At 69.1% G+C, this 12,377-nt stretch carries 9 protein-coding genes; 5 read left to right on the top strand and 4 right to left on the bottom strand.

Features of this window, described 5'->3' with window-relative positions:
• Positions 1-74: 74 nt before the first annotated feature.
• Positions 75-782, bottom strand: coding sequence for an SDR family NAD(P)-dependent oxidoreductase (locus V1457_RS29775; protein WP_338598551.1), 708 nt, complete (start codon positions 780-782; stop codon positions 75-77).
• Between the two features lie 104 nt (positions 783-886).
• Between V1457_RS29775 and V1457_RS29770 the strand changes: the two genes are divergently transcribed.
• A complete protein-coding gene (locus V1457_RS29770; RefSeq protein ID WP_338598549.1) occupies positions 887-1,726 on the top strand; it encodes a helix-turn-helix transcriptional regulator in 840 nt (279 codons plus the stop codon).
• A 49-nt stretch (positions 1,727-1,775) separates the two neighbouring features.
• Here the strand turns inward: V1457_RS29770 and xylA are convergent, their stop codons facing one another.
• Both xylA and V1457_RS29760 read right to left on the bottom strand, forming a co-directional pair.
• Positions 1,776-2,930, bottom strand: coding sequence for a xylose isomerase (gene xylA, locus V1457_RS29765; RefSeq protein ID WP_338598547.1), 1,155 nt, complete (start codon positions 2,928-2,930; stop codon positions 1,776-1,778).
• Positions 2,931-3,264: 334 nt separating this feature from the next.
• A complete protein-coding gene (locus V1457_RS29760) occupies positions 3,265-6,027 on the bottom strand; it encodes a glycoside hydrolase family 3 C-terminal domain-containing protein (protein WP_338598545.1) in 2,763 nt (920 codons plus the stop codon).
• 121 nt (positions 6,028-6,148) lie between these two features.
• Here V1457_RS29760 and V1457_RS29755 point away from each other — a divergent pair, with 121 nt between their 5' ends.
• Together V1457_RS29755 and V1457_RS29750 are read left to right on the top strand one after the other, a co-directional pair.
• On the top strand, positions 6,149-7,327 hold the full coding sequence (locus tag V1457_RS29755) for an ROK family transcriptional regulator (RefSeq protein WP_338598543.1): 1,179 nt from the start codon (positions 6,149-6,151) through the stop codon (positions 7,325-7,327).
• 91 nt (positions 7,328-7,418) lie between these two features.
• A complete protein-coding gene (locus V1457_RS29750) occupies positions 7,419-8,678 on the top strand; it encodes an Ldh family oxidoreductase (protein WP_338598541.1) in 1,260 nt (419 codons plus the stop codon).
• Between the two features lie 32 nt (positions 8,679-8,710).
• Here the strand turns inward: V1457_RS29750 and V1457_RS29745 are convergent, their stop codons facing one another.
• Entirely contained in the window at positions 8,711-9,571 is an 861-nt protein-coding gene (locus tag V1457_RS29745) for an IclR family transcriptional regulator (protein WP_200072004.1), read from the bottom strand.
• A 39-nt stretch (positions 9,572-9,610) separates the two neighbouring features.
• On the opposite strand from V1457_RS29745, the gene V1457_RS29740 reads away from it, so the two are divergent.
• Positions 9,611-10,966, top strand: a complete 1,356-nt coding sequence (locus V1457_RS29740) for an NAD(P)-binding domain-containing protein (RefSeq protein WP_338598538.1) — start codon at positions 9,611-9,613, stop codon at positions 10,964-10,966.
• Between the two features lie 45 nt (positions 10,967-11,011).
• On the top strand, positions 11,012-12,355 hold the full coding sequence (locus tag V1457_RS29735; RefSeq protein WP_295150338.1) for a TRAP transporter large permease subunit: 1,344 nt from the start codon (positions 11,012-11,014) through the stop codon (positions 12,353-12,355).
• Positions 12,356-12,377: the final 22 nt, after the last annotated feature.

Below are 12,377 nucleotides of genomic sequence, written 5' to 3'. Positions count from 1 at the left end.
TCACCGTGCGCTGCCGCGAGCGCAGGCACCCGGGTGGCTCACGACCTGCACGGTTCGTGAGCCACCCGATTGCATCACCAGGGCAGCGCCCCGTGGGCGTCGTAATAGCCGCCGGTGGAGCCGTCGGGGCTGGTTCGTGCCATGCGGACGATGATCTCGGCGCCTTCCGCGACGGTCTGCGTGCCGGTGTTCCCGTTGAGGTCGGTGGCGGTGTAGCCGGGTTCCACCGCGTTGATCCGAATGTCCGGGAACGCCTTCGCGTACTGCACCGTGATCATGTTGACCGCGGTTTTCGATGCCGGGTAGGCCATGCCCGGGTAGTCGTGGGTCAGCGTGTCCGGTTCGGTGATCCGGGTCAGCGAGGCGAGGCCGCTGCTGACATTCACGATGACCGGGGCCGCGGAACGCCGCAGCAGCGGCAGGAACGCGTGGGTGACGCGCACCAGGCCGAACACGTTCGTCTCAAACAGCGTGCTCATCACCTCCGCCGTGGTATTCGCCGTGTCGACCACGGCGTTGCCGTCGTCACGGCTTTCGACCCCGGCGTTGTTGACCAACACGTCCAGCCCGCCGTCGGCGGCGATCGTTTCGGCCGCGGCGGTGACGGACGTGTCGTCGGTGACATCGAGCACGACCAGCCGCGCGCCGAGCTGCTCGGCGGCGCGGTGGCCGCGCTCCGCATCGCGGCTTCCGATGTAGACGGTGTGGCCTGCTGCGATGAGCCTGCGGGCGGTTTCGAAGCCGAGCCCCTTGTTCGCTCCGGTGATCAGCGTTGTGGTCATGCCGCGATTCTCGTGCTCGGCCGCGCACCGCAACCAGCCGTCCGGCCTTCCTGGGATTGCCGATACCAGGCCGCTCGGCGGCCGGCCGGGGCACACTGGCGGATGTGGCAGCAGGAGAGTTCGGACGGGCGGTGCGCCGCTGGCGCGACCGGGTCTCGCCGGAGGCCGCGGGTCTGCCCGTCGGCGGACAGCGGCGTGCTCCGGGACTGCGCCGCGAAGAATTGGCCGGGCTGGCCGGGATCTCGGTGGACTACATCACCCGTCTGGAACAGGGTCGAGCGTCCCACCCCTCAACGCAGGTCGTCGAAGCCCTCTCCAGGGCACTGCGGCTCTCGCCCGACGAGCGGGCGCATCTGTTCCGCCTGGCCGGGCTGGTAGCCCCGGGCTCGGACACCGCTGCCGGATACATCACCCCGAGTGTGCAGCGACTGTTGGACCGGCTGACCGGGACTCCCGTGGCGGTCTACGACGCGCATTGGACGCTGCTGGTGACCAATCCGCCGTACACGGCGCTGATGGGCGACTCCTCCGGATGGCGCGGCAACGAGCGCAACGCCGTGTGGCGGAACTTCCTGGGTCCTGCCGGCAGAGTCCGGCACACGCCGGAATCCCGGCGAGCACTCGAAGCCGCGCTGGTCGCCGACCTGCGCGCGGCCGCCGCCCGCTACCCGGCCGACCAGCGACTCCGGCGCCTGATCGCCGAGCTGCACGCGCAGAGCAGCCGATTCGCCGAGCTCTGGGAGTCCGGCGCCGTCGGCCGCCACGAGGCCGCGCGCAAGACCATCGATCACCCGCACATCGGGCCGCTGACGCTGGATTGCGACGTGCTCACGGTGGCGGGCAGCGACCTGCACATCATGATCTACACAGCCGAGCCCGACACCGAGGACGCCGAACGTCTCGCCCTGGCCACCGTGCTCGGCACCCAAACACTGGTCGAGTAGGCAACACCGGAACCGGGTCGCGAATCGATACCCGCGACCAGGGAGCTGGTCAGCGCACTCCTACCAGGTGTTCGACGGCCAGTTGCTGCAGCCGGGCGTTCGCGCCGCCCCGCTCGGCCGCCGCTTCCACGTCGAGTTCCTCGGACAGGACGCTGGTGACGGTCTCGTCCCCGTCCAGAGTGGGCACCGACAGCTGGTCGAGGCGGGCGGCCTTCCGGGCTCGGGCGACCTCCGGGTCCTGGCGGAATTGCCGCGCCCGTTCGCGCAGCGCCAGGTAGGTGCGCATGTTGGAGCGCGCGCTTTCCCACACGCCGGCCCTGTCCTCGGTGCGCAGCGGCTTGTAGTCGAAGTGGCGGGGGCCGTCGTAGCCGCCGTTCTCGAGCAGGTCCACGAGGAAGAACGCGTTGATGAGATCGCCGTGCCCGAAAACGAGGTCTTGGTCGTAGCGCGGGCCGTGCTGGCCGTTGAGGTCGATGTGGAACAGCTTGCCCTGCCACATCGCCTGGGCGTAGCCGTGCACCGCGTTGAGTCCGGCCATCTGCTCGTGGCCGACCTCGGGATTGACGCCGACCATCTCCGGGTGCTCCAGGGTCTGGATGAAAGCCAGGGCGTGGCCGATGGTCGGCAGCAGGATGTCGCCGCGCGGCTCGTTCGGCTTGGGTTCCACGGCGAACCGCAGCTGGTAGCCCTTCTCCTTGACGTAGTGCGTCAGCGCGTTGAGGCCCTCCCGGTAGCGCTCGAGGGCGGCGGTCGGGTCGTAGGCGGCTTCGGCCTCCGAACCCTCGCGGCCGCCCCAGAACACGTAGGTCTGCGCCCCCAGTTCGGCGGCCAAGTCGATGTTGCGAGCCGCTTTGCGCAGAGCGAACCGCCGGACGTCCCGGTCCTTGGCGGTGAGTGCGCCGTCCTTGAACACCGGATGTCCGAACAGGTTCGTGGTCGCGGTCGGCACCGCCAGGCCCGTTTCGGCCAGCGCCTTGCCGAACCGCTCGATGATCGCCGTGCGTTCCGCGGCGGGCGTACCGAACGGGATCAGGTCGTCGTCGTGGAACGTGATGCCGTACGCGCCGATCCCCGCGAGCCCGTGCACCGCCTCGACCGGGTCGAGGCGCTCGCGGGTCGGGGCGCCGAACGGATCGTCGGCGCGCCAGCCGATGGTCCACAGGCCGAAGGCGAAACGGTCCTGGGGGGTCGGTGTGAGGTCCATGCGCTCTCCTCGCGTGATGTCGACGGGGTGCGGACGACGCGGCCGGGATCAGCCCGGCCACGCCAGCGCGGTGCGGTCCACGTCCTCGAGAGGCCCTTGGTCGGGAACCCGCTCGAGGACGAACCGCACCGACACCGCTGCGAAAGCGGTGCAGCCGAGACAGGTCATCGGCAGGCTGATCTCTGAAAGCGGTGGGAACGTCGCGGCAATGAGGAAGTTCGCCACGCACTGGGCCGTTGCGGGCACTGCCAGGGCGGGAGGCGGAAGAGCTCAGCAGCAGCGAGCTGGACTCGTCGATCCCCGCATTCGTGGAGGCGTCGGCTCGGCTGCCCGATCACGAGCCGTCCCCGACGCGGACGGTGAACGATGCCTGCTGCGTCCGGCCGCGGTACTCGACGGTCGCGGTCACCGTGGCGACACCGGCCGAGCCTGCGTGCACACCGGCTCGGTCGACCCGCACCACCTCGGGCCGGTTGGACTCGTAGCTGATGCGCATCCCCGGAGGCAACTGCGCAGCGGTGCCTTCGGCGTCGTAACCACGTCGGGTCCCGTCCGACATCGCCACCGTCAGGCGGGGATCGATGTCGGTTCCCGGCTCGTACATCACCCGGGAGGCGTTGCTGTCCTCCGGATCACCGGTGGCCTGCGGCGTCACCGCGACGGACTGCGGCTTCGGCACGAGCTCGCCGGTGACGTTCAGACGCCGCTCGTCGGCGACGTCAGTGCTGGAGCCGGCGAGCTGTAGGCGGTAAGCGTCATCGACGGCGTAGCGGTCGTGCTGCTCGTCGAAGAAGGCCAGATCGCGCGCGGGAACCCGGAAGGTGACCTCCCTGCTCTCGCCCGGTTCGAGCCGTACCTTCTGGAAGGCCGCCAAGCGCTTGTCCGGGCGCGGGTCGTCCCCGCTCCGTTGCTGGGAACCGCCGGCACGCTGCAGCGAGCTCGAGTACAGCTGCACGACATCGGACCCGGCCGTGTCCGAGCGATTGGTGATCGTGGCTCGCGCGATCACGGTTCCGTCGGCGTCGATGTGGTCCCGGTCGAGGCGCAGCTCGCCGTAGTCGAAGTCGCTGTAGCTGAGCCCGTGGCCGAAGGGGTAGGACGGCTCGCCCCGGAAGTACTGGTAGGTGCTGCCGGGATGGCCTTGGTGCGGCCGGATGTCGTAGTCGCCGAGCCTGCCCAGCTGCGCGTCACCGCGATACCACGTGAACGGCAGGTGCCCGCTCGGGTTGTGCTCGCCGGTGAGCACGTCGGCGAGGGCTTGGCCCTTGCGCTGCCCGTTGTAAGAGCTCCAAAGGAGCGCAGGCACGTCGTCGGCGAAGCGCGTGACGTCGACCGCGCCAACGGTTTCCAGGTACACCGCCGTATTCGGGTTGCGGTGCGCCACGCCTTCGATCAGCTCCGTCTGCGGCTCGGGCAGTCGCAGGGTCGCGCGGTCCTTCTCCTCCTCGGCGTGGTCGTCGTCGGTGCCCGCGTAGACCACGGCGGTGTCGTAGTCCGCGGCCTTGCGGATCGACTCGGCGTTGGCCCGCGCGGGATCCTTCGGATCAGCACCGGGCAGGAAGTCCACGGTCGCCTGCGGGTTGATCCGCTCGATCGCCTGCTTGACGCCTTCTAGCCCGTTGACGCTGTTGGCCCGGCCGGACGGCCCCTGCTCGCTCGAATAGCCGCCCAGGTACATCTGCTCCGGGTCGGCGTAGTCACCGATGACGGCGACTCGGAACGGCCCGCTGCGCGGCACATCGAGCGGTAATAGCTGCTTTCCACCGCTGGTCGAGCCGTTCTTCAGCAGCACGAGAGCTTCGCTGCCCGCGCGCCGGGCGAGGTCGAGTCGCTCGCCGGTCTGCGTGACGGCGTTGTTGGCCTCGGAGTTCTCCCAGCTGCCGCGGGGGACACGTTCCCGGGCCTGCTGCACCCAGGGGTTGTTCGCATCGTCGTCGAACTCGCCCAGCCGGATGCGGTTGGTGAACAGCCGCACCAGCGAGGAGTCCAGGAAATCCTCGGTGTAGGTGCCGTTCGCGGTGGGTGTGCCGAGCTCGACGGCGGTGGGCAGCGTGTTGCCGTAGTGGTGCTCGTCGTGCAGGCCCTGGTTGCAGTTCAGATCAACACCGGCCGCGTTGGCGTAGGCGTTGCGTTCCACGGGGCCGACGGGCTCGTCGTGTCCTGGCGGCTGCCAGTGGTGCCCGTGCTGCATCTCCCGCGCCGAGTCGCAGTCGGTCGTCAGGAAGCCGCGGAATCCGAACGTCTTGCGCGCCAGCGTGTCGATCAGGTGCGTGCTGGCCGTGGCGGGCACGTTGTTGACGCGGTTGTAGGCGGTCATGATCGACGCTGGCCGGGTTTGTTCGAGCACCTGCTCGAAGGGTTTCGCGTAGTACTCCCGCAGCGTGCTCTCGTCCATGTCGGACGATCCGGTGGTGCGGTTGTACTCGCTGTTGTTCGCCGCGAAGTGCTTGATCGTGGTGCTGGTCTTGAGGTAGCCGCCGCTGTCCGGCCGCGGCTCGCCGTCGCGGCCCCTGCCCTCCATGCCGTTGATGTACTGGGTGGCCAGTGCGGCGGTGAGTTTCGGGTCCTCGCCGTAGGTCTCGTCGTTTCTGCCCCATCGCGGGTCGCGGCCGAGGTTGATCGTCGGCGAGTAGAAGTTGAGGTCGTAGCGGTTGTCCCGCACCACCTCCCTTGCTTCGTCGGACACCTGGTCGGCGACCTCGTGCACGAGTTCCGGATCCCAGGTGGATCCCATCGACAGGCTCACCGGGTAGGACGTGGTGTTGACCAGGTCGGCAGGAGCGGCGCCGTCCTCGGTCTGCTCGCGCGAGACGCCGTGGATGGCCTCGTTCCACCAGCCGTAGGCCTTGACGCCCAAGCGCGGGATCGCGGGCGCTCGGCTGGAGGTGAGCTGCTGGGCCTTCTCCTGGACGGTCATGCGGGAGACGAGGTCGGCAGCGCGTTCGGCGGGTGCGTACGACGGGTCGCGATACACCGGCGCCGCAGCGGTAGCCGAGGCGTTCGCCCCAGCGCACGCGATGCACAGGCCCAGGGCCGTGGCGAGCAGGAGTGGTCGTCTTCTTCGGGTGCGCACGATGACCTCCAGGTGGTCCGTCACGTCGGTGGGACGGGCTGATCGGTCGATTATTATTTTACCGAGGAAAAAACAAAATGCCCCGGCCGTCAACCCCCGGCCGATCAGCAATACTGACCTGGGATCCCGCCGAAACGAGGAACGAGTGACTGCTTCGACCACCTCGGGCCGTGCCCCGGCCGGCCTGCGACGCCACAACCTCCGCACGATTCTGGAGCAGCTGCACTTGCACGGACCCACCAGCCGCGCGGATCTTTGCGAGGTCACCGGGCTGACCCGCAGCGCCGTGGCCGACCTCGTCGCCGACCTCGCCAACCGCGGTCTGGCCGCCGAAGGCGAAGCCGCAGGCTCGCAGAGCGGGCGCGGACGCCCGCCCCGGATCGTCTCCCCGAGCACCGACCGCGCCCAGGTGCTGGCCGTGGCGATCGAAGTGGACACGATCCGCATCAGCCGCGTCGGCTTCGGCGGCACATTGCTCGACGAGGAGCACGTGCCGCACGAGTCGGAACCCGGTGCGCCGGGGCGCAGCCTCGCCCAGATCACCGAGCTGATCGTTGACCGCGCGCGCCGAGGCGACGGCGAGCCGCTCGCGCTCGGCATCGCCGTGGCCGGCCTCGTACGCGGTGCCGACGGCCAGGTCACGCACGCGCCGAACCTGGCATGGCGCGACCTGGACCTCAGCGCGGAATTGCGTCGATCCACGGAGCTGCGGCTGCCGATCATCGTCGGCAACGAAGCCCGGCTAGCTGCGTTGGCCGAGCAGCGCCGCGGCGCCGGCCGCTACTGCGGCGAACTCGTCTACGTCTCCGCCGAAGTCGGTGTCGGCGGCGGCATCATCACCAGCGACCGGGTGCTCACCGGGCACACCGGCTACGCGGGCGAGATTGGGCACATGATCACCGACCCCGGTGGGCGGCGGTGCCGCTGCGGCGGGCGCGGCTGCTGGGAGACCGAAATCGGCGCCGATGCACTGCTGCGCCACGCCGGCGTGCACGCCCCGGCGAATCGGCACGCGGCGCTGAACGACTTGCTCGCCCGCGCCGCCACCGACACCGACGCCAGCGAGGCGTTGCGCGCGCTGTGCACCCCGGTCGCCAAGGGGCTGGCCAGCCTGGCCAACATCTTCAACCCGGAGCGCATCATCCTCGGTGGTCTGCTCTCCCCGCTGTTGCAGCACGCCCGCGTGGACCTCGACACCGCGCTGGCCGAATTCCGCGGCCCGGGCGTACCGCTGCAGCTGTGCCCGGCAGAGCTGGGTGAGCGCGGCGGCCTGCTCGGCGCGGCCGAAGCGGCCGTCGACCAGTACCTGACCCGCTTCGACTGATCCTCCGGACAACCGAGCACCAGGTCGTCGCCCCGGGCTGAAGTCGGTTCTCGGTCACGTGGCACGTCGATCTCGTCGATGCGGTTCACTCATGCGCGGAACCAACCCACCGACCGTCACCCGCAGCCACCTCGAGCCTGCAAATCGGGATCCCACCTGGCGGCCGACGTCTTCGAGCGTTCGGGCGAAGACGATCTCGCACGTACTGCTCGCGCGGCAACCGCAGCCGGACAGCGTCGACACCGCCGGGGGCATCTCAAGGAGACATCCAATGCGCATTTCTGCTGATCGGATTCATCGGCTCATCACCGACGTGCTCACCGCGTGGGGTATGGACGCCGATTTGGCCGAGACCACGGCCAACGTCATGACAGCCACTGATCTGGCCGGAACCGATTCCCATGGCGTGTCCATGTTGATGACGTACGAGAAGCTCCGGGAATCCGGGCGCCTCGACCTCCGTGCGCGGCCCACGGTGACGCGGGAGAACGCGTCGGTGGCGCTGGTCGACGCAGGGGGCGGGATCGGACACCCCGCGAGCGTGTTCGCGATGCGCAAGGCCATCGAGAGAGCTCGCACCAACGCGGTCGGTGTGGCGTCGGTCGTGAACTCCCATCATTTCGGTGCTGCCGGCCACTATGCCGAGATGGCAGCCGCCGAAGGCTTAATCGGACTGGTCACCAGCTCGGCGAGCCTTCCGTCCGTGGCGCCGACCGGCTCGGCCGCACCCAGGCTTGCGACCAACCCGCTCGCTTTCGCCGCTCCTGCGCGCCGGAATCCCAACTTCATGCTGGATATCGCCACGAGCACGGCCGCGGTGAACAAGGTCAAGGTCTACGACTACCACCGGGCGCCGTTGCCGACCGGCTGGGTCACGGACGCTGACGGCACGCCGGTCGACGACGCGGGGACGGCGTTGCGCATCCTTCGGGAGGACGATCTCGGCGGGCTCACACCGCTGGGCGGAACACCGGAGATGTCGAGCCACAAGGGCTACGGCCTCGCCATGATGGCGCACATTCTCGGAGCGACCCTCTGCGGTGGAGCTTTTCCTGCTCTGCGCGAACCCGAGGACCCCCACAACATCGGGCACTTCTTCCTCGCGCTCGATCCTGAGTTCTTCCGCCCGCAAGGCATGTTCGAGGACGACCTGGACGACGCGATCGATCTGTTGCACGAGACTCCGCCACTCGACCCGTCCGCTCCCGTGCTTGTCGCGGGTGATGCGGAGGCCGCCACCCGCGACGAACGCAACGGATCCGGAATTCCGATCCCGGACACGTTGGCCGAGCAGTTGCGCGCCGTGGCCGAGCGGGCGGGGGTGGCGTCCGATGTGGACGACTGGACCTGAGCGCCGGACCTGACGGAGCCGCAGCGGCGTCGTCAGCCGATGGCAGGCACACGAGTGCCGATGGCTTGCGCGGCGCGGCGGACATCGGCGGGCAGCGTGCTCGACTCCACGTCGCGGAGTTCACTGCTTGCGCCGCTGATGCCGATCGCGCCGAGCAGCTGGCCGGTGGAGTCGGTGATGAGCGCGGCGACCGAAGTGGTGTCGAATTGCCGTTCGTCGACCGAGATCGCGAAGCCGCGGGCGCGGATGTGCTCGAGGTCGGCGCGGATCGTGGCTTCGTCGAGGACGGTGCCATCAGCCAGTGTGACCGATGGCAGTTCGGCCGCTACGTGCTCGAGTTCGGCGTCGTGCTCGCAGGCGAGGAACACTTTGCCCGCCGCTCCCGGGTAGAGCGCAAGTCGTTCCCCGATGGGCAGCGAGTAGAGCGGCCGTCGTCCGCCTTCAACGCGGTCAATGAGCACGCGGCTGTCCTGAACCCGGACGTAGAGCGAAGCGGTGAGCCCGGTCGCGGTAGCGAGTTCTTCCAGCACGGGGCGTGCCACCAGCCGCAACGGGCTCGTCGTGGCGAACGCGTGCGCGGTGGACAGCGCGGCAGGCCCTGCGGTGTAGCCGTTGGCATGCCTGCTGGCGTAGCCGTGCTCAGCGAGGACGCTGACGAGGCGTTGTGTGGTAGCGACATGGAGTCCGGCGCGTTGTGCGATGTCGGTCAGCCGCAGCGGCTGCTGGGCGAGCTCGAGGACTGACAGCACCTCGAACGCACGATGTACCGAGCGCATGGGGCTCTGTTTCGGGGCAGTCATCGCCACCGAGCCTATCACTGTATGAGAACTTTCCTCGCTTCGTGCCGCGATGTATTGACTGCCGTTCATCTCATGACCAACAATCTCACTCATTGAATATAAATATCATTCTATGATAAAGAGGTTGGATCGATGAGGATCGCAGTGCTGGGCCTCGGCGAAGCCGGAACCATCTACGCGACGGCGTTCGCCGCCATCGGCGCCAGCGTCAACGGGTACGACCCCAGTGACGTGCCGACGCCTGACGGCGTCTCCCGGATGCCCAGCGGCGCGGATGCCGTGCGCCACGCGGACGTGGTGCTGAGCCTGGTCACTGCCGCGCACGCGGTCACGGTTGCCGGCGACGTCGCCGGGCATCTGGAGCCCAGCGCGGTCTACGCCGACCTCAACGCGGCGGCTCCGGAATGCAAGCAGGACGTTGCCGCGGCGCTCGGGGACGCAGGCGACCGCTTCGCCGACGTCGCGGTGATCGGGTCCGTGCCGCAGTTCGGTGCCGGGACGGCGCTCGTGGTGTCGGGTCCCGCTGCCGAAAGAGCCGCCGCATCATTTCGGGCACTCGGCGCCGACGTCGAGGTGGTCGGAGTGCGGCCCGGCGCTGCGTCCCGGCGCAAAATCCTCCGGACCGTGTTCATGAAGGGCCTGGGCGCGGTGATCACCGAGGCGATGGACGCCGGCGTGGCAGCGGACGAGACCGAGTGGGTCCGGGCGCAGATCTCGGCCGCGCTCACCGGCGGCGAGCAGGCACTCGACCGGCTCGACCAAGGGACCCGCAAACACGCCCTGCGACGCGCCCACGAATCCGAGGCCGCCGTCGACCTACTGGCTTCGTTGGGGGTCTCGCCCTTCGTCACGACCGGAGTGGCCAGCCGGCACAGCGCGTTGAGCAGGGGGCCTGCGCAGGACCTCGAGGCATTGATCACCGCTTTCGCCGAGCTTCCGACGGCGGCGATCGGCGACGCCCGCGACCGCCTGGGCATGGTCGATCCCCGGGTCCGGTCGGTCTGGCCCGGCCCGCGCCTCGCCGGTCGAGTCGTGACGGTGCTCTGCCGTCCGGGTGACAACAAGGGCATCCATGAAGCGCTCACCCGCGCCCGTCGCGGCGACATCCTCGTCGTCGACGGGGGCGGCCACTCCTCCCGTGCACTGATCGGTGAACTGATCGCGCACCGAGCGATCAACCGCGGCATCCGGGGCATGATCATCGATGGCGCCGTGCGGGACGCCGCCGCGTTGCAGGAGGCCGGGTTCCCCGTGTGGGCCGTGGGTGTTTCGCCCGCCGGCCCCTACAAGTCCGGTCCATACCGGATCGGAACCGACATCTCGCTCGGCGGAGTCGTCGTCCACCACGGCGACATCGTGGTGGCGGACGACGATGGCGTCGCCGTCGTCCCGCTCGCCGACGCCGAACGCGTACTCGCCGACTCCCGTGCCGTCGTCGCCGACGAATCCGCTCGATACCAGCGGATCCTCGCCGACCGCGCTTCCTGACCGTCGCCCGCCGACCCCACTTCACCGTCGCAGAGGGGACTTCCCGTGCCCGCCGGACTCATCGCGCTCGGCGCATTCATCGTCGTCATCATCGTCTGGAACGTCGTCTTCAAACGGAACATGGGCGAGGCCATGCTGTTCGGCCTGCTCACCACCGCAGCGTTCGCCGGAACCGGCGCCCCCGAGGCGCTGCTCGGCGGCCTGCGCGACGCGCTCAACGAGGAAGTGCTCTACGCAGCGTTGGCGTTCGTGTTCATGGCCTACGTCGTCGACCGCACCGGTCTCATCCACAAGCTGCTGGCCATCCTGAACTCGCTCATCGGCAGGGTGCGCGGAGGCCCGGCGCTCGTCGACACCGCAGGCTCGGCCGTCATGGGCGCACTGTCCGGGTCGAACTCCGGCAACACCGCTGCGACCGGAGCTTTCACCGGACCTTGGATGGTGCGCACCGGGTGGAGTCCGGAGCGCAGCGCCACCGTCATGGCCGGCAACGGTGGCCTCGGGGCCGCGCTTCCGCCGAGCGCCTCCATGGTCATCATGATCGGCTTCGCCGGCTCGATGGTCACCACCGGCCAGATCTACCTCGCCCTGCTGTGCGCGGGCCTCTATCAGCTCGTATGGCGTTTTCTGCTCGTCGCCTACTTCGTGCGCCGGGACGGCATCCAGCGCGCACCCGACGAAGACCTCCAGCCGCTCCGCCGCGCGCTCAGGGACGGTGGAACCGCGCTGATCATCGTGCTCGGCGCACTCGTTCCCATCTTGGTCACCGTCGGTCCGCTGGCGAATCTGCTGACCAACTCGACGCCGCTCGGAGAGTCCATCGAGGACATCTCCATCCTCACCTGGATTCCCCTCCTGGTCACCGCGCTTGCGCTGATCGTCGGCCGGCGCACCCTTCCGCGCGGCGCGCGGAACTGGGCGACGTGGATCACCGACGCCATGCCGCGGTTCGCCAGCATCGGGGCGCTGCTGTACTTCGCCGTCGCCGCCAGTGAGGTGCTCAGTGGACTCGGGCTGGCCGCGGACATCGACGCCCTCCTGACCGACTTCCAGTTGAACAAGTACGTGATGGCGGTGCTGGTCGGTGTCCTGGTGGCGGTCGTCGCGGGTCCGCTGTCGTCGACGGCGACCCTCACCGCGGTCGGTCAGGTCTCGCTGCTCGCGCTCGTCTCCGTCGGCGTCGACCCCGTGCTGGCCGTCACGGCGATCCTCGTGTTCGCCTCGACCGAGGGTGCGTCCCCGCCCGCCTCCGGCTCGATCTTCGTCGCCGCAGGCCTCACCGGAGCGAAACCGGAGAAGACCTTTCTGCCGCTGGTCACCTACTACATGGTGCCGATCACGCTCATCGGCTGCCTGATCGCCTGGGGCGTTCTGCCCGTCCTGTCCTGAGCCACCCCCGACCGGAAAGGAA

The organism is Saccharopolyspora sp. SCSIO 74807 (genome assembly GCF_037023755.1).
Classification (GTDB): domain Bacteria; phylum Actinomycetota; class Actinomycetes; order Mycobacteriales; family Pseudonocardiaceae; genus Saccharopolyspora_C; species Saccharopolyspora_C galaxeae.
Note: the sequence above shows the minus strand (reverse complement) of the source record. Positions and strands in the feature narration are given on the sequence as shown.

Coding starts and splice junctions, on each gene's coding strand:
- V1457_RS29745 (WP_200072004.1), bottom strand. CDS start 9,571: ATGAGTGAGATTGTTGGTCATGAGATGAACGGCAGTCAATACATCGCG.
- xylA (WP_338598547.1), bottom strand. CDS start 2,930: ATGGACCTCACACCGACCCCCCAGGACCGTTTCGCCTTCGGCCTGTGG.
- V1457_RS29740 (WP_338598538.1), top strand. CDS start 9,611: ATGAGGATCGCAGTGCTGGGCCTCGGCGAAGCCGGAACCATCTACGCG.
- V1457_RS29775 (WP_338598551.1), bottom strand. CDS start 782: ATGACCACAACGCTGATCACCGGAGCGAACAAGGGGCTCGGCTTCGAA.
- V1457_RS29750 (WP_338598541.1), top strand. CDS start 7,419: ATGCGCGGAACCAACCCACCGACCGTCACCCGCAGCCACCTCGAGCCT.